The following is a 16,354-nucleotide window of genomic DNA, read 5'->3' on the forward strand; positions in this document are numbered from 1 at the left end:
CGGACGACGACCGGCGGCGTTGCGGTTTCGTCCGGATACGACACCGGTATCCGGACGAAACCGCGCCTTGCCGGATCGCCGCCCGGACTCCGCCTCGGCTCGACCGCCCTTATGAAACAGGCCCTAGTCGGCGTTGCTCTCCGAGGGGGCGTCGTCCGGTGCCCGGGCGTCGTCGTCGGTGAGCGCGTCGTCGGACGAGGTGGTGAGGTCGGCGAGCCGGCGCTCGGCCTCCCGGATCTCCTCGTCGAGCCTGCTGTTCTCCTCGTCGGGGCCCTGCGACATGGGCGACCTCCATCGGGCGCGACCAGCAGCCCTGCGAGTACCCGAACTGACGGCGGGGACACGAGGGCCCGCCCGCTCTTGAGGCGGCGTGGCCGGTGGGTGACCGCTGCGCGCTGTCGGCACCGACGTACCGAGCGCCGGGCCGGTCGGCGGGCGCGCCGGGCTGGAACCCGGGAGCGTTGCCGACCCGGCCCGGTGCCGGATCAGCGCTGCTTCAGCTCGCGCCAGGATGGGTGGGTGCCGCGCCAGGCGTCGGCGAGGATGGCCGCCGAGGCCCGGCTGGGGCACTGCTGCACCCGCTCACGACCCGACGCCCCACCGATCTGGGCGCGGACCTCCCAACCCTGCCCGTCAGTACGGATGTACACGTCCCGGCGCCCGCGCGGGGTCGTGTCTCCGTTCCACCAGTGCTCCTCCACCTTCATTCGCCGACCGTATAGCAATTCCCGCGCCGAGGGTACGGCGCAGGTATGACCGGACCGGGGCAAGGGTGACAATCCGGGCGCATTTCCGCCCAACCGTTGACGGTTCGAAACCATAACGGGCGGTTCTCCCGCTCCTGAGTTGCGCATCAGGAGAACCCCACCCTGCCCCGCCCCCGCAACTCCCACCGCCCACCGCTGTTGATCAAGAACTTTGCGTCACCAATCGCGCCGTCGATGACGCAAACTTCTTGATCAACAAGGGAGGGCAGGGGCAGCGGGTCAGGGGTGGGTTGTCAGGAGGTAGTCGTCGGCTTCGGGGCTCCAGCGGAGGTCCAGTACGCCGGCGGTGGCGGCGGCCTTGCAGAACTGCAGGAAGCTGCGGTAGCCGAGCTTCTTCTCGCTGAAGTCCGGGCGGGCCCGGCGTACCTGGTTCTTCAGCCCGGACAGCGCCACCGGGTTGCCGCCGCTGCCCAGGTCCGCCACGACGCCCCGGAGTAGGCCGAACGCCACCTCGCGGTCGCCGTGCTCGGGCAGCGACACCTCGGGGTCACCCTTGGCCGGCCCCTCGGCCAGCTCGATCACGTTGCGTTCGGCGAGGTGGCGCAGCAGCTCACCGAAGGTGCGGAAGCCGTAGTCGGACTCACTGAAGGTCGGGTCCTTGCGCAGCAGGGTGCGCTTGAGCCGGGACGCGGTGACCTCACCGTTGGCGCTGCCCTGCAGGCCGGCGACCGACTGGGCGACCTGTACGGCGAGCGCGTCCGCGTCCCGGTCGGGCTCCGCCTCCTGCGGTCGACGGTCCACCTCCTGCTCCGGCTCGGGCGGGCGCTGTTCCGCGCCGGCCTGCCGGGCGGCGGAACGCGCGCGCCCACCACGAGCCGGCGGGATGTCCACGCCCTCCAGCCGGTCGTAGTAGAGGAACTCGTCGCACGCCGGGGGCAGCAGCCCCGAGGTGGACCCCTCGACCCCGACGCCGATGACCCGCTTGTTCAGCTCCCGCAGCTTGTGCACCAGCGGGGTGAAGTCGCTGTCACCGCTACAGATCACGAAGGTGGAGATGTACTCGCGTTCGAACGCCAACTCGATCGCGTCGACGGCCATCTTGATGTCCGCGGCGTTCTTGCGGGAGGCGCCCATCCGTTGCGGGATCTCGATCAGCTCGACGTGGGAGCGGGTGAGCATCCGGCGGTCCTCGTCGAAGTAGGACCAGTCGGCGTACGCCCGGCGGACCACCACCCGGCCCCGTTCGGCCAACGCGTCGGCGATGGGCCGGAAGTCGAAGGCGACGCCGCCGCGATGGTCACGCGCGCCCAGCGCGAGGTTCTCGTAGTCGAGAAAGAGGGCGATCCGGTCTTCTTGATCCACGCAGATCAGCCTACGCCGGGCGCGAGCTGGTCGGGGCGGGCGACGCGCGACACCTCAACTCGACAACCGTCCATTTCTTGCGGCCTCATAGTCGTTTATTTTCGTTGTTCGATAGGTGTCTTGCAGTGCCATGTTCGGTGCTGCATCATGACGATCAATGTCGGGCGTCGGGGGCGCCGGGCGGACCTCCACCACCACCCACTCAGGAGGGTCACCGATGTTTCGCAGCCTCACGCCGACGCGGGGACGGCCCGGCGGCACCGCCGTCGCGCTCGCGGCCGGTCTCGCCGTGCTGGTCGCCGGGCCCACCTCGGCCGCCGCCAGTCCACCGGGGTCCGCCGGCGCGCGGCCGGTGGTCACCCGCGCCGCCCTCGACCCGGCGCTGGTCGCCGGGCGCGGCGCGGACGTCGACTTCCTGGAGCAGGAAGCGGAGAACGCCCGCACCAACGGCGAGATCATCGGGCCGGACCGGTCTGCCTACACCCTGCCCGCGGAGGCCTCCGGCCGCCGGGCGGTCCGGCTCACCCCCGGGGAGTACGTGGAGTTCGTCCTGCCCAGCGCGGCGAACGGGATCACCGTGCGGTACAGCATCCCGGACGCGCCGCAGGGAGGTGGGATCACCGCGCCGCTGAAGGTCGCGGTGAACGGCAAGCATCTGCGCACCATGACGCTCACCTCGCAGTACTCGTGGCTCTACAACCAGTACCCCTTCACCAACGACCCGCAGGCCGGGCTGCTGCACCCGGACTGGTGGATCACCGAGTGCCAGTGCGTGCCGTCGGCCACCACGCCGTACCCGAGCATCAGCACACCGTTCCGGCCCACCCACTTCTACGACGAGCAGCGGCTCCTGCTCGGGCGTACGTACCGGGCCGGCGACACTGTCCGGCTCACCGCGCCGCCCGGCAGCGCCGCCGCCTGGACGGTCATCGACCTGCTCGACTCCGAACTGGTAGCCCCGCCGCGTGTCCGGCTGCTCGCGGCGAACGTGCTCGCCTTCGGCGCCGACCCGACCGGCCGGCGGGACTCCGCCGACGCGCTGGACCGGGCCATCGCCTTCGCCCGGCGCGCCCACCTCACCGTGTACCTCCCGCCGGGCACCTACCAGGTCAACCGGCACGTCATCGTCGACGACGTGACCATCGAGGGCGCCGGCAACTGGCACACCATCATCAAGGGCCGCGAGGTCGCCCTGCCGGCCCCCGCGCCGGACGGCTCGGTGCACACCGGAGTCGGGTTCTACGGTCGGGACGCCGCCGACGGCGGCAGCCGCAACGTGCACCTCTCCGGCTTCGCCATCGAGGGCGACGTGCGGGAGCGCATCGACACCGACCAGGTCAACGCGATCGGCGGGGCGATGAGCGACTCCACCATCGACGGGCTCTACCTGCACCACACCAAGGCGGGCCTGTGGTTCGACGGCCCGATGCGCAACGTCCGGGTCACCAACAACATCATCGTCGACCAGATCGCCGACGCCCTCAACTTCCACACCGGGGTGACCGACTCCCTGGTCGCGCACAACTTCGTCCGCAACACCGGCGACGACGGCCTGGCGATGTGGTCGGAGAAGACGGCCAACGCGCGGAACACGTTCGACCACAACACCGTGCAGTCACCGACCCTGGCCAACGGCATCGCCATCTACGGCGGCACCGACACCACCGTCTCGCACAACCTCGTCGCCGACCCGGTACGTGAGGGCAGCGGCCTGCACGCCGGGTCCCGCTTCGGCGCGGAGCCGTTCACCGGGCACCTGCGGTTCACCAACAACACCACCGCCCGCGCCGGCACGTACGAGCTGAACTGGAACATCGGCCTGGGGGCGATCTGGCTCTTCGCCCTGGATCGCAGCATCGAGGCGGGCATCGAGGTGACCGGCGACGCGTACCTGGACAACACGTACAACGCGATCATGCTGGTCAGCGACTGGCCGGTGAAGGACCTCTACTCGATCTCCGACGTGCGGTTCCGGGACGTCCGGGTCGACGGCACCGGCACCTCGGTGGTCAGCGCCCGCACGGCCGGGTCCGCCTCGTTCGCCAACGTGGACGCCCGCAACGTCGGCGCGGTCGGCGTCAACAACTGCGGATCGTTCCACTTCACCGCGGCCGGCTCGGAGTTCACAGTGACCGACCTCGGCGGTAACGACGGCGGGTGGCTCGCACCGTGGCTGCTGCCCAACACCATCACCTGCGACGACCGGCCGCCCGTGTCGCCGCCCCCGCCTCCTGCGCGGTGGTGAACGCGGTGGGCGGTCCGGCATCCGGGCCGCCCACCGCACACTCGGGACAGGCGGGTCAGCGCACCCGGGCGTACGCCAGTGGCACGCTCGTCGGCTGACCATCCCACCTGCCGCTCAGGGTGGCCCCGGTGGCCCCGTCGGTCCCGGCCCCGGGCCGCCGGACGACCACCAGTTCGACGGTGTCGGTGCTGATGAGCGTGCTGTCCCCGTCGACGACCCGGCGCAGGGCGCCGACCGGGGGCGGGTTGTCGCTGCCGGTCTCGCTGACCTCGATCGTCATCGTCGGCTCGCGTACCTCGCGCCGGCCGTCGACCTCGAAGTACTGCTCCGCCTGGCCGCCACCGGTGAGGATCGCGTGGGCGAGCGCGGCGGCGTACACCGGGTCGGCGCAGCCGTCGTACACCCAGCGTCGGCCGAGCGCCGAGTGCTCGGTGGTGCCGACCAGCCACTGCTCGGCACCGTCGAGAGGGGTGGCGCGGTAGGTGAGGGGGACCTGGTGGACCGGCCCGTCGGCGGCGGCGACCAGCATCGTCTCGATGCCGACCTCGCCGGCCGGGTCGTCGAAGCGGTAGGCGCCCCGGCTCACCACCTCGACGCCGGTCGGTCCGGCGAACCATTGTCGGTCGGGCAGCCAGGCCGTCAGCAGGTTCAGCTTCGTGGGGTGCAGGGTCGCCCTGTGCAGCAGTGCCATGACGGCAGCCTAGTCAGAGGCCGGCGCACTGTTGCCCGCCGATCGTGCAGCTCTCCGGCTCCCGGGCCTTCGGCCGGCTGTCGCGGACGTCGAAGCTGATCGTCTGGGATCCCCCGGCCGGCACGGCGGTTCCGGTGAAGGTGATCACCCGTTTGTCCTGTCGCCAGTTCGCGCCGTCCACGTCGTCGACTGTGGTGCCCTCGGCGAGGGTGACCACCACCGCCCAGTCCGCCACCGCGGCGGTGCCGGGATTGCCGACCACGATCTCGCCGGTGTAGCCGAACAGCCGGCTGGAGTCGGTCTGGTAGCGGGCCGTCATGGGCGTCGGTGGCGGGGGTGGCGCAGCCGACTCGGTGGTGCGCGAGGGCTTCGCCGACGGGGTCCGGCTCGGCCGGGTGGTCGGTGACGCGGTGACCCGCGTGGGGCGCGCCGAGGGGGTCGCCGTGGGCGCGACGGTACTCCGGGCCGGGGTCACCGTCGGCGACGCGCTGGGGGCCGGTGCGGGCGCGGCGACCGGCTCCGGGTCGGGCGGCAACGTCACCCAGGCCGCCGTCCCCGCTAGCAGCACCGCCCCGGCCACAACGGCGACCAGCGTGCGACGCCGGCGGGGGTTGCGGCCGGCCCCGCCGCGTACGCCGAGCACCGGCAGTTCCGCTGTCATCCCACCGTCGGCGCGGCGCAGGTCGACCTGCTGGAAGGCGAGCCAGTCGAGAATGGCCGGCAGCCGCACGGTGAGCGCCTGCCGCAGCTGTTGCTCACGGGGCTCGTGCTGCTCGCCGGACCACGCGCCGTGCGTGCTGACCTCCCGGAGCTCCAACCGGCAGCCCTGCTTGGTGGCGGTGACCGTGCAGGTCAGCTCGCTGAGCCGGCCAGCCTCGTCGCAGGACAGCACGAGGAGGTCCGGCTCCTGTCGCTCGGTCACCTCGACCTCGACGTTGGCGTCGAAGCCGGGCAGGCCGGCGGTGTGCAGCAGCAGCCGGTCCGGCACGCCCTCGACCGTCTCGGCCTCGGCGAACCACCGGCCGAGCAACTGCCGGTCGGTCAGGGCGAGCCAGACCCGCTCAGCCGGGTGGGACAGGTCGACCTGCGCACCGATCTCGATCACGGCGAGACTCTAACCGGTTGCCCGCCGGGCCTGTCCCGCCCGCCCGAGCCGGTTGCCGGCGCCCTGATCAGCCCCAGCGAGCGGACCGTGCGACCACTGTGGCCAGCGCGGCCCGGGCGTCGGCACTCACCTCGGCGACCACCTGCGCCGCCGGCAGGTCCCGGGCCAGCGGGTGGGCCTGCCCGGCCCACAGGTTGGCCACCGACGCGTCCCCGTCGCGCCGGGCGGCGGCCAGCAGTGGGCGCGTCAGGTGGAGCACCTGGGGGTAACCGCGCGGTGCCACCGCGTCGTGTTGGCGCAGGAAGTCGTTGGCCACCCCACGGGCCCGCTTACCGGTGTACGACCGGGTCAACGCGGTCGGCGTGGCACCGGCCACCGCCGCCCGGTGCATCGGCGAGCTGCCCGCCTCCGGGCAGCGCAGGAAGGCCGTGCCGAGTTGCGCGGCGGCGGCGCCGGCGGCCAGCACGGCGGCCACCGCGGGACCGTCGACGAGGCCGCCCGCGGCCACCAGCGGCCGGTCACAGCGGGCGGCGGTCAGCCGGAGCAGCGGCAGCACCCCGTAGTCGTCGTCGTCCGGCAGGCCGCCACGATGCCCACCGGCCTCGGTGCCCTGCACCACCACGGCGTCCACACCGAGGTCGGCGGCGGCGGTCGCGGCGTCCGGGCGGGTGACGGTGGCCCACACCTCGGTGCCCCGCTCGCGCAGGGCGGTCACCGCCGCCCGGTCGGGCAGACCGAACACGAAGGACACGACCGGGACCGGGTCCGCGAGCAGCGCGGCCAGCTTCTCCGGGTACGCGTCGTCGCCTCCCACCGGCTCGCCCAGGCTCACCCCGCGCTGCCCGGCCTGCGGGGCGAGCCGTTCGGCGTACGCCTGGATGGCCGCCTCGTCGACGCCGCCGGGGTCGGGCAGGAAGACGTTGACACCGAACGGCCGGTCGGTGCGGGCGCGGACCTCGGCGACGTCGGCGACCAACCGTTCGGTGTCGATCATTCCGGCGGCGAGGAAGCCCAGTCCGCCCGCCGCGGACACGGCGGCCACGAGCGCGGGGGTGGACGGGCCGCCGGCCATCGGGGCGGCGATGATCGGGTGGCGCAACGTGGACAGGACGGACATCCTCCCATCCTGCCGCAGGCCCGGGCCGCTCACTGGCGCGCGGTGTGCCTCCAGCGCAGCACGCCGGCCAGCCCGAGCAGGAGCACCAGCGTCCCCGCTCCGGCCACCAGCGGCCACGTCCGCCCACCCGCGCCGCCGATCTCCCCGGCGGCCGGACGGACCGCCGTGGGCGACACCGGGTCGACGGACTCCGTGGCGGGAGTGGCGGTGGCCGTGGTGGCGGTGGCCGGGTAGCGCAGGATCGTCGGGCGGCTGGTGGGTTGGCCGGCGGCCTCGGAGACGGTGAGCAACGACCGGCCGTCGCGACTGTAGGTGATCGATTCGCCCTGGGGCTCGTCCGGCAGCGGGGTGATCCGCGCGGTGCCGGTGGTCAACGCGCGGACCACGTCGCCGTCGGGCACGTCGTACTCGAAGGCGTCGGCGTAGCTGCGCAGCGCCACCCGCCGTCCGTCCGGGGCGGCCGCCGCGCCGGTGATCACCCCGCGCCCCAGGAAGGAGAACGGGTTGCTGGTCGTGGTCGTCGGCAGTGTCACCTGGCCCAACGCGGTCAACGGCGTCGTCGCGTCCGCCCGCAGCGCGGTGGTCGGCGCGTACAGGAAGACGGTGCCACTGCCGCCCTTGGTGATGATCAGCGGCCGACCGGACGCGTCGAGCAGCAGCGCCTCGGCGTCGTGCGGACGGTCCGGGTAGGTCATCCGGTGCAGCACCGGTTGCTCCGCCCCCGGCGCGAGTCGCCACACCCCGACCGTCGGCCGGGACCGGTCGTTGTCGCCGATGTCGGCGACCCAGACGGTGCCGTCCCGGCCGATGGCCAGGTCCTCCGTGTCCCGGGGCCGGGACGGGAAGGAGACAGTTCGCCGCACCGCGCACCGCTGGTCGAGGAAGAAGATCCGGCGGCGCGCCTCGTCGTCGGCCCCGTCGTTGATCACCACGTACCCGTCGTCGGTGGCGACCATCCCGGAGATCTCGCGGAGCCGGTTGTCCCGCACCTCGCAGACCGGCGTGCCCGCCGCCGCGCCCGCCGAGGCGGTGCCTGGCACCAGCGCCACCGCCGGCGGCAGCACGCCAGCGAGCAACACGGTCAGCACCGCCAGCGCGCGAGCACGCCGCCCCCAGGTCAACCGTCCGCGTACCCGCATCGCCCACCCTCCTCGTCGCGGCCGTCAGCGGCCACCCGCCCATCCTGGCCGATCCCGGCCAGCGGCGGCGGTCATCCGGGGGACGCACCCGGACCCCTGGTCGATGTACTGTCGCTGCGCCCGATTCTGCAGCCGGAGGATGTCCATGACCGTGCGCGACACCAGGCCGGCCGACCGGTTCGGGCGACGGCTGCTGCGCCGCCTCGGCCGCCCGGCCGGTGGCGCCGCCGTCGCGTGGGTGCCGCTCGCCGCGGTCATCTGTGGCCTCTTCACCGGCGCGCTGGCGAGCCGGGCCGCCTGGGAGACGTCTCGGCCGCAACCCGACCGGGCCGAGGCCGCCGCCATCCTCACCGAGGTCTTTCCCGGGCACGACCTCGGTGAGATCGACACCCCGCCGGCCCTCTTCGTCGTCTACGGGCACGCGCTGCGTCTGAAGACCGTCAAGACACTGCTGTTCGGTGACGGTGGCGAATATCAGGAGAGCGCCACCGGCGCGGCTGCCTTCGGCGCGCCACCGGTGCCCGCCGCGCAGATCGTCGCGGTGGCCAGGGAGCGCCTGACCGGTGCCGGCTGGCGGGTGTACGACCCTCAGGTGTCCGACCGGGTCGGCTGCGCGGACAAGTTCTGCACCACCCCGGAGGCGATCAGCGACACCGCGCTGACCGCCCGACGTGGCGACACCATCCTGAATGCCTCGATCTCCTCCCAGACAGCCGTGGACGCCACGTACCTCTCGGTCGAGCTGCACCGGGCGCCGCCGCCCCTGGTGGTCCCCGCCGGAGTGCTCGCCACGGTGCTCGGCGCGGTGGCCGGCTGGATGGTCTTCGGCTGGGTCAGCCGTCGCACCGAGGGGCGTCGACGCCGGGGCGCGGTGAACGGCCTGGTCGGGGTGGCCACGGTGCTGTGGTGGCTGCCGGTGCCGCTGAGCGTCCCCGTCCTGTTGGGGCACCATCGGGACGAGCCACACCCGGCCTGGCATCCGTACTGGGAGTGGTTGGGCCAGCCGACCGCCTCGCTGCTCTTCCTGGTCGGCGCCGGGTGCGCGCTGCTGGCGCTGGGGCTGGCCGCCGGACCCCGTCGGGGCACCACACCCGAGGCGGCGACCGGCTGACCGCCGTCGCACCGGTCCGGGCACGCCCAGGGCCGGCCCCGCCGGGGTACGACGTGGGCCGGACCCTGGGCGTCGGCTAGCGGACGGACCAGCGCTGGGCGCCGGTGCCGTCACACGTCCAGAGCTGCGTGGTCGTGCCGTTGGCCGTCCCGGCGGAGGTCACGCTGACGCACTTGCCGGCGGAGGTGAGCACGATCGTGCCGTCCGTCCGGAACGTAAAGCGCTGCGCGGCGGTGCCGTTGCAGGTCCAGATCTGCACCCTCGTGCCGTCGGCGCTCGCTGCGCCGTTCACGTCCAGGCACCGATCGCCGTAGACCCGCAGCTCCCCGGCGGCGGTACGGGTCCAACGCTGGTTGGTGCCCCCATGGCAGTCCCAGATGATCGTGGGGGTACCGGTCGTGGTGCTGGCTCCGGAGACGTCCAGGCACCGCCCGGAGACGGGGTTGACCAGGCCGACGGCGGTGCCCACCGGCGGTCCGCCCGCCGGGACCAGGCTGCCGGGCACCGACTGCAGCGCGGCGTACCAGCGGGCCGCCATCTTGTCGTACCCGCCGGCGTTCGGGTGGACGCCGTCGGCGAGGTCGGTGGTGGTGAGCGCGGCGTGCATGTCGACCAGGTGCACCCGGCTGCCCTTCTGCGCCACGATGCCGGGGATCGCCGCGTTGTACGCCTGCACCCGCGCCTCCCGGTTCGGGTCGGATTCGGGGGTGATGGTGGCGACGAAGACGTCCGCCAGCGGAGCCGTCAACCTGATCTTGTCGATGAGACCGGAGAGGCGTGCCGGAGCGTTGGCGAGGTCGTAGTTCTGGTTCACGTCGTTGGTGCCGATGTGCAGCAGCACCGTACGCGGGTCGGTGGCCCGCAACCAGGTGACGATGTTGGCGTCGAGCTGGTCGATGCGCCAGCCGGAGTGGCCCTCGTGGTCGTGGTCACCGAGACTGGCCGGCCCGTTGAACCCCGAGCCGACGAAGTCGACGGTGTAGCCGCCACCGACCAGCCGCTGCCACAGGTTGATCCGGTAGCCGCCCGGAACGTTGTAGCCATCGGTGATCGAGTCACCGAGTGGCATCACGCGTACGCCGCCGTTCGACTCGGCCTGGGCGGGTGCGACCTGGGTCAGCGCCAGCACGGCGCCGAGGACGAGCCCGAAGGCCCCCGCGGCGGCCCGTCGTGCGTTCCATCGCATTGTTGATCCCTCTCCTCGAAGGTCGTCCGGGCCGTCAGCGGTGCCTGTCCCGCCGAAACGACGACCACTCCAGACGCATTCATTGATGATGGACAATCAATTCGTCCGGCTGGACCGACTGCGGCGCGGACGCGAGCCAAACGCCGAGCTGGCTGCGCCGAGCGGTCCCGGGCCCGTCGCCGTGGAGGCAGCACCTCCCGGAAACCGCCAGATCTCGGCTGGCGTGGCAGTCTGAGTGCGGCTGTGATGGGTAGGCAGCGGCCCGGCGGCATATCCATACCCGCCGGGTGGGAGGCTCCGATGAGCACGTACCGGGATGAACAGGGCGGCACGATCCCTCCTCCGGAGGCGGACGCCCTTGAGCAACGACAGGACGCGTTCGACGTCGGCCCGCCGGACCGGGTGTCGGGTGACGTGGACCCGGAGGCGGCCGAGGCCGACCTGGCCGAGCAGGGCGCCTTCCCGGCGGGCACGCTCGAGGAGGTGACGTCGCTGCCGGCCGACGCCAACCCGGCGGACGCCCTCGAACAGCGTCAGGAGATCCCGGCCCGCGACGAGGGACGTCGCACCTGAGCCACGCCCGCCCCGCCACCACACGGGCCCAGCCGACCTGGTCTTCAACGGGTGATGCCTGTGGGTCATAAAGATGACCCACAGGCATCATGCTCGTGGGGAGTCGAACCCAGGCGGCCCGCCGGCTCAGCCGACGGCGCTGACCGGCCGGCTCAGCCGACGGCGCTGACCGGCCGGCTCAGCCGACGGCCACCTGCCAGAGGAGGAACGCGTTGAGCGCGACCACCAGCACGGCCACCAGGGACGCGGCGGCGGTGGTGAGCGGGTGGTTGACGAGGTTGCCCATCAGGTCGCGGCGGCGGGTGAAGGCGACCACCGGGATCAGCGCGAACGGGATGCCGAAGCTGAGGATGACCTGGGACAGCACGAGCGCCCGGGTCGGGTCGAGGCCGATGGCGAGCACCCCCAGTGCGGGCAGCAGGGTGACCAGCCGACGCAGCAGCAGCGGGATCCGGCGCCGCAGGAAGCCCTGCATGATCACTTCTCCGGCGTAGGTGCCCACGCTCGTGGAGGCGAGCCCCGAGACCAGCAGGGCGACGGCGAAGCCGAACGCGGCGGCGGTCCCGATGCTCTGGCCGAGCCCGGCGTGCACCCCCTCCAGACTGTCCGCACCGCCCGGGCCACCGCCCCGGAAGCTGGCCGCGGCGATCAGCAGCATGGCGAGGTTGACCGCGCCGGCCACGCTCAGGGCGAGCAGGACGTCGGTGCGCTGACCGCGGAACAGGATCCGACGCTCGGCGTCGTCGGCGGCGGGAATGCGGTCCCGGGTGAGCGCGGAGTGCACGTAGATGACGTGCGGCATCACTGTCGCGCCGAGGATGCCGGCGGCCAGCAGCACGCTGTCCGTGCCCTGCAGGCGCGGCACCAGACCGGCCATCGCCGAGCCGGGATCGGAGCCGGAGGCGAGCAGGTTGGCGGCGAAGGCCAGCACGATCACCCCGAGCAGGACGGCGATGGCGACCTCGAAGGCGCGGTAGCCGCGTGAGCGCAGCGCGAGCACGGCGAACGCGGCGGTGCCGATGATGATCCCGCCGGGCAGCAGGGGAATGCCGAAGAGCAGGTACAGGGCCACCGCCCCACCGATCACCTCGGCCAGGTCGGTGGCCATGGCGACCAGCTCGGCCTGCACCCACATCATCCGGTTCACCGGCCGGGGCAGGCGTTCCCGGCACAGCTCGGGCAGGCTGCGCCCGGTGGCCAGACCCAGCTTCGCGGTGAGGGTCTGCACCAGCATCGCCATCAGGTTGGCCACCACCACGACCCAGACCAGCAGATAGCCGTAGCGGGCACCGGCGGCGGAGTTGGTGGCGAAGTTGCCGGGATCGACGTAGGCGACGGCGGCGACGAACGCCGGGCCGAGCAGGATCAGCCGGCCGCGTACCCGGCCCCGGGCGCGAGCGGCCTGTAGTGGAGTCGTCCTCGACGTCGTCAGTTCGTTGGTGACCATCGAACCCCTCCCCCTCCACGCGGATCGCTGCCGGTCCCTTCCCGTCGGGCTGGCCCGTCGGGGCCAACCGCTGGCCTGCCGGTGCCACCTGGGCCGGCCCGGCACCCGCGAGCCGACAGTGCGCGCGGGGGTGAACGGGCCGGGGCGGGCTTGACAGCTCACCGGGCAACGATGAAGCTGTCTATTAGTCCTACTGTCGTAGGACAACAGGAAGGATCATCGCGAGTGATCGAGTTCGTACTGGACAGCCGGTCGAAGGTGAACACCTACATGCAGCTCGTGCAGCAGGTGAAACAGGCGCTGCGGGTCGGCCTGCTGACGCCGGGAGACCAGTTGCCGAAGGTCCGGGACGTCGCGCAATCCCTGGCGATCAACCCGAACACGGTGCTGAAGGCGTACCGGGAGTTGGAGATCGAGGGTCTGGTCGGCGGCCGGCCCGGGGTGGGCACCTTCGTCCAACGCACCCTGGCCGGGGCGTCCCTGCCCAATCAGGCCGAGTTGCGCGACGACCTGGTCGCCTGGCTGCACCGGGCGCAGGCCGCCGGCCTCACGGCCGAGGACGTCATCGCCCTGGTGGAGACGACGCTGCGCGCCACCCTCGCCGACGACGCCCCGCAGAAGGAGCCCGCGTGAACGCAACGAGAGGACAAGGGATGGACATGGTCTTGGAAGCAGACCGGCTCGGCAAGCGGTACGGCAGCACCTGGGCCTTACGGGACTGCTCACTGCATCTGCCGGCCGGGCGGATCGCCGCGCTGGTCGGGCCCAACGGCGCGGGCAAGAGCACGCTGTTGCACCTGGCCGTCGGGCTGCTCAAGCCCACCGAGGGCACGGTCCGGGTGTTCGGCCGGTCTCCCTACGGCGACACGGACGGGCTGGCCGACATCGGCTTCGTCGCCCAGGACACCCCGCTGTACCGGGACTTCACGGCGTCCGAGTTGGTCATCGCCGGCGGCAAGCTGAACAAACGGTGGGACGCGGGGTTGGCCCGCAAGCGGCTGGCCCAGCTCGGCATACCGCCGGACAAGCCGGTCGGCAAGCTCTCCGGCGGTCAACGGGCCCAGGTCGCGCTCGCCCTGGCACTGGCCAAGCAGCCACGGCTGCTGCTGCTCGACGAACCGGTCGCCAGCCTCGACCCGCTGGCCCGACGGGAGTTCCTCCAGTCGCTGATGGGCAGCGTCGCGGAGTCAGGCACCACCGTCCTGCTCTCCTCACACCTGCTGGCCGACCTGGAACGCGTCTGCGACTACCTGATCGTGCTCAACGCCTCCCAGGTGCAGCTCACCGGCGCGGTCGACGACCTGGTCGCCGAGCACCGGCAGCTGGTCGGCCCCCGTCACGACGGCGGCGTCATCGGGGGCGTCACCGCCGTGATCCGGGCCAGCCACACCGACCGGCAGACCACCCTGCTGGTCCGCACCGACGGGCCGGTCACCGATCCGGCCTGGACGATCCGCGAGGTCAGCCTGGAGGACGTCGTGTTGGCCTACCTGGCCGACGGCACCACGCAGACCAGTCACAGCGAGTGGGGAGTGGCAGCATGATCTGGTTGACCTGGCGGCAACACCGCAAGCAGGCGTTCTTCACAGTGCTGGCGCTCGCGGCGCTGGCCGCCATGCTGGTGCCGATCGGTCTGTCGATGCGGCACACCTTCTCCGATCTTGGGCTGGCGGACTGCGCACGTCAGCTCGCGGACACCAATGTGACGGCGGCGACCAGGGAGGCCTGCGACGCGGGTTTCCGCCGCTTCGGCAACCAGTACAGCAGCCTGAACCTGGTGGCCGTACTGCTGGTCTCCCTGCCGGTGCTGGTCGGTCTGTTCTGGGGTGCACCACTGGTCGCCCGCGAGGTGGAGCACGGCACGCACCGGTTCGTCTGGACCCAGGGCGTCGGCCGGACCCGCTGGGCCCTCGTGAAGTTCGGGCTGGTGGGCGCGGCCGTCCTGGTTCTCGCGGCGGTCTACGGGCTGGGCATGTCGTGGTGGGTCGACCCGCTGACCCAGGCCGCGTACGAGGGCCGGCTCGGCATGATCGTCTTCGACCTGCAGGGCATCGCGCCGATCGGCTACACCCTCTTCGCCGTCGCGCTCGGCATCTTCGCCGGCACGATGTGGAAGCGGATGCTGCCCGCCATGGGCATCACCCTCGCCGGGTTCATCGGCGTACGGGCGGCGGTGGAGATCCTGGCCCGACCGCACTACCAGCCGGCCCGCACCCAGACCTTCCCGATCGAGGGGGAAGGGCCACCGGAGGTCAGCCGGGGGGACTGGATCCTCACCCAGGGTGTGCGCAACCCGGACGGGACGATGATCGCGGAGGACACCCGGATCCAGTGCCCGCCGGGCGGGAAGGCCCCGGACGGCCGGGTCTGCGGGGCCGAGTTGGGCCTCGAACCGGGCGCGTACAACTGGCAGCTGTACCAGCCGGCGGACCGGTTCTGGCTGTTCCAGGGCATCGAGACCGGCATCTTCGTCGCCCTGGCCCTGCTCCTGCTCTATCTCGCCGTCCGCCGGGTCCGCCGGATCGCCTAACCGGTTGACGGGTGCTCGTCGGGGCGGCGGGGGCCTCGGCGATCACCCGTCAGCGGGGAAGGTCCACGGTCAGCGACAGCCAGGACGCGAGGTCGTGCACCTCGTCGTGCACGGCGGTGGTCACGTCGGGGGTGAAGGGCACGTCCTCGTGGATGGCGTGCACGGTGAGGATGCCGCGCCGACGATCGGCCGTGGCGTCCAGCTTTCCGACGAGCCGGTCGCCGTGCAGGATCGGCAACGCGAAGTAGCCCCACCGCCGACCCGCCCTGGGTTTGTACATCTCCAGCACGTAGTCGTACGCGAAGAGGTCCGCGAGGCGGACCCGGTCGTGCACCAGCCTGTCGAACGGCGACAACAACGCCGTACGACCGGTGAAGGGCTGCCCGAGCGCGGCCGGGTCAACCCGCCACTGGCCCGCGACTCCCTCGATCACCGCTGGCTCGCCCGCGTCACCGACCTCGGCCGGCTCGCCGGGCACCACCACCGCCTTCTCCCGGGCGATGCCCAGCGCCCGCAGCCGTCGCTCGTTGCGGAGCCGGCGTGCCTGCTCCAGCTCGACGACGGGCACGCCGGCCGGGTAGACCCGCTCCGCCACGTCCCAGAGCCGCTGTCGGCCCTGGCGGCCGGCGATCGCGACCTCGCCGCGCAGGACCAGGAACTCCAGCATCTGGGTGACGTTGCGGTTGTTGGTCCAGCCTGACGACGGCCACGGCACGACGCTCGTGTCCGGGATGTCGCGGGACAGCAGCGGACCGGAGCGGCCGAGCAGGTCGAGCACGTCGCGCCGGAACGAGTCGTTGGCGCGCAGCCACTCACGGTGGCGCTCGTGACCGGGCGCCGCCGCCATCGCCGCGAGGAAGAGCCCCAGGTCGTCCATCGGACGCACCATCGCCTGGTGTTCGAACAGCGTCCGGTCCCGTTCGAGGGCGTCGCGCAACTGCGTCGGCTGGTACGACGAACCGAGCCGGCTCCAGCAGACGAGATCGGCGCTGGGCGCGACGGCGGCCGTCGGGTCGAGCTGCACCAGGGTCAACTGACGGACCACTGTGAGAAGGTCGCTCGGGCGCGGGGCGGCCAGCAGTTGGGCCCGGATGGCGATCCGCCGCGCCTGGGCCCGATCGAGTCGGTGCACGTCCACGCC

At 72.4% G+C, this 16,354-nt stretch carries 16 protein-coding genes; 6 read left to right on the forward strand and 10 right to left on the reverse strand.

Annotated elements, in window-relative coordinates; genetic code table 11:
- Positions 1-123: 123 nt before the first annotated feature.
- From KBX26_RS27015 to KBX26_RS27025, 3 genes are all read right to left on the reverse strand, one after another.
- Positions 124-282, reverse strand: coding sequence for a hypothetical protein (locus KBX26_RS27015; protein WP_210861615.1), 159 nt, complete (start codon positions 280-282; stop codon positions 124-126).
- Between the two features lie 203 nt (positions 283-485).
- Positions 486-707 carry a hypothetical protein gene (locus KBX26_RS27020; protein ID WP_030335934.1) on the reverse strand — a complete coding sequence of 74 codons (222 nt, stop codon included), beginning with the start codon at positions 705-707 and terminating at the stop codon, positions 486-488.
- Between the two features lie 279 nt (positions 708-986).
- On the reverse strand, positions 987-2,069 hold the full coding sequence (locus tag KBX26_RS27025; protein WP_030335936.1) for a PIN domain-containing protein: 1,083 nt from the start codon (positions 2,067-2,069) through the stop codon (positions 987-989).
- Positions 2,070-2,286: 217 nt separating this feature from the next.
- On the opposite strand from KBX26_RS27025, the gene KBX26_RS27030 reads away from it, so the two are divergent.
- Entirely contained in the window at positions 2,287-4,314 is a 2,028-nt protein-coding gene (locus KBX26_RS27030; protein WP_210866682.1) for a glycosyl hydrolase family 28-related protein, read from the forward strand.
- Positions 4,315-4,369: 55 nt separating this feature from the next.
- Here KBX26_RS27030 and KBX26_RS27035 read toward each other — a convergent pair whose 3' ends face one another.
- The 4 genes from KBX26_RS27035 to KBX26_RS27050 form a co-directional block, all read right to left on the reverse strand.
- Entirely contained in the window at positions 4,370-5,005 is a 636-nt protein-coding gene (locus tag KBX26_RS27035; RefSeq protein WP_210866683.1) for a hypothetical protein, read from the reverse strand.
- A gap of 13 nt (positions 5,006-5,018) precedes the next feature.
- Entirely contained in the window at positions 5,019-6,110 is a 1,092-nt protein-coding gene (locus KBX26_RS27040; protein WP_030335942.1) for an SRPBCC domain-containing protein, read from the reverse strand.
- A 67-nt stretch (positions 6,111-6,177) separates the two neighbouring features.
- The gene (locus KBX26_RS27045) at positions 6,178-7,227 is read right to left on the reverse strand and encodes a nitronate monooxygenase family protein (RefSeq protein WP_210866684.1); all 1,050 of its coding nucleotides are present in this window, start codon (positions 7,225-7,227) and stop codon (positions 6,178-6,180) included.
- Positions 7,228-7,256: 29 nt separating this feature from the next.
- A complete protein-coding gene (locus KBX26_RS27050) occupies positions 7,257-8,366 on the reverse strand; it encodes an esterase-like activity of phytase family protein (protein ID WP_247681116.1) in 1,110 nt (369 codons plus the stop codon).
- A 145-nt stretch (positions 8,367-8,511) separates the two neighbouring features.
- On the opposite strand from KBX26_RS27050, the gene KBX26_RS27055 reads away from it, so the two are divergent.
- Positions 8,512-9,477: a hypothetical protein gene (locus KBX26_RS27055; protein ID WP_210866685.1), complete on the forward strand. Its 966-nt coding sequence runs from the start codon at positions 8,512-8,514 to the stop codon at positions 9,475-9,477.
- A 76-nt stretch (positions 9,478-9,553) separates the two neighbouring features.
- Here KBX26_RS27055 and KBX26_RS27060 read toward each other — a convergent pair whose 3' ends face one another.
- On the reverse strand, positions 9,554-10,663 hold the full coding sequence (locus tag KBX26_RS27060) for a ricin-type beta-trefoil lectin domain protein (protein ID WP_210866686.1): 1,110 nt from the start codon (positions 10,661-10,663) through the stop codon (positions 9,554-9,556).
- Between the two features lie 300 nt (positions 10,664-10,963).
- Between KBX26_RS27060 and KBX26_RS27065 the strand changes: the two genes are divergently transcribed.
- Positions 10,964-11,236, forward strand: coding sequence for a hypothetical protein (locus tag KBX26_RS27065; RefSeq protein ID WP_051708766.1), 273 nt, complete (start codon positions 10,964-10,966; stop codon positions 11,234-11,236).
- A gap of 178 nt (positions 11,237-11,414) precedes the next feature.
- Here KBX26_RS27065 and KBX26_RS27070 read toward each other — a convergent pair whose 3' ends face one another.
- On the reverse strand, positions 11,415-12,683 hold the full coding sequence (locus KBX26_RS27070) for an Nramp family divalent metal transporter (protein WP_210866687.1): 1,269 nt from the start codon (positions 12,681-12,683) through the stop codon (positions 11,415-11,417).
- 225 nt (positions 12,684-12,908) lie between these two features.
- On the opposite strand from KBX26_RS27070, the gene KBX26_RS27075 reads away from it, so the two are divergent.
- From KBX26_RS27075 to KBX26_RS27085, 3 genes are read left to right on the forward strand one after another with little or no spacing between them, the layout of a single operon-like run.
- On the forward strand, positions 12,909-13,316 hold the full coding sequence (locus KBX26_RS27075; RefSeq protein ID WP_030335957.1) for a GntR family transcriptional regulator: 408 nt from the start codon (positions 12,909-12,911) through the stop codon (positions 13,314-13,316).
- Positions 13,317-13,336: 20 nt separating this feature from the next.
- Positions 13,337-14,227, forward strand: coding sequence for an ABC transporter ATP-binding protein (locus KBX26_RS27080; protein ID WP_030335959.1), 891 nt, complete (start codon positions 13,337-13,339; stop codon positions 14,225-14,227).
- Positions 14,224-15,213: an ABC transporter permease gene (locus tag KBX26_RS27085; protein WP_030335961.1), complete on the forward strand. Its 990-nt coding sequence runs from the start codon at positions 14,224-14,226 to the stop codon at positions 15,211-15,213. Before KBX26_RS27080 ends, KBX26_RS27085 begins: the two co-directional genes overlap by 4 nt.
- A gap of 49 nt (positions 15,214-15,262) precedes the next feature.
- Here KBX26_RS27085 and KBX26_RS27090 read toward each other — a convergent pair whose 3' ends face one another.
- Positions 15,263-16,351, reverse strand: a complete 1,089-nt coding sequence (locus KBX26_RS27090) for a DNA glycosylase AlkZ-like family protein (RefSeq protein WP_030335963.1) — start codon at positions 16,349-16,351, stop codon at positions 15,263-15,265.
- Between the last annotated feature and the right edge of the window lie 3 nt (positions 16,352-16,354).

The sequence above is a fragment of the Micromonospora sp. C97 genome (assembly GCF_018070385.1).
GTDB classification, from domain to species: Bacteria; Actinomycetota; Actinomycetes; order Mycobacteriales; family Micromonosporaceae; genus Micromonospora; species Micromonospora parva.

Excerpts from the sequence above, each read along its gene's own strand:
- KBX26_RS27060 (WP_210866686.1), bottom strand. The coding sequence starts at position 10,663 with ATGCGATGGAACGCACGACGGGCCGCCGCGGGGGCCTTCGGGCTCGTC.
- KBX26_RS27055 (WP_210866685.1), top strand. The coding sequence starts at position 8,512 with ATGACCGTGCGCGACACCAGGCCGGCCGACCGGTTCGGGCGACGGCTG.
- KBX26_RS27030 (WP_210866682.1), top strand. The coding sequence starts at position 2,287 with ATGTTTCGCAGCCTCACGCCGACGCGGGGACGGCCCGGCGGCACCGCC.
- KBX26_RS27015 (WP_210861615.1), bottom strand. The coding sequence starts at position 282 with ATGTCGCAGGGCCCCGACGAGGAGAACAGCAGGCTCGACGAGGAGATC.
- KBX26_RS27070 (WP_210866687.1), bottom strand. The coding sequence starts at position 12,683 with ATGGTCACCAACGAACTGACGACGTCGAGGACGACTCCACTACAGGCC.
- KBX26_RS27035 (WP_210866683.1), bottom strand. The coding sequence starts at position 5,005 with ATGGCACTGCTGCACAGGGCGACCCTGCACCCCACGAAGCTGAACCTG.
- KBX26_RS27065 (WP_051708766.1), top strand. The coding sequence starts at position 10,964 with ATGAGCACGTACCGGGATGAACAGGGCGGCACGATCCCTCCTCCGGAG.
- KBX26_RS27050 (WP_247681116.1), bottom strand. The coding sequence starts at position 8,366 with ATGCGGGTACGCGGACGGTTGACCTGGGGGCGGCGTGCTCGCGCGCTG.
- KBX26_RS27085 (WP_030335961.1), top strand. The coding sequence starts at position 14,224 with ATGATCTGGTTGACCTGGCGGCAACACCGCAAGCAGGCGTTCTTCACA.
- KBX26_RS27080 (WP_030335959.1), top strand. The coding sequence starts at position 13,337 with ATGGACATGGTCTTGGAAGCAGACCGGCTCGGCAAGCGGTACGGCAGC.
- KBX26_RS27020 (WP_030335934.1), bottom strand. The coding sequence starts at position 707 with ATGAAGGTGGAGGAGCACTGGTGGAACGGAGACACGACCCCGCGCGGG.
- KBX26_RS27045 (WP_210866684.1), bottom strand. The coding sequence starts at position 7,227 with ATGTCCGTCCTGTCCACGTTGCGCCACCCGATCATCGCCGCCCCGATG.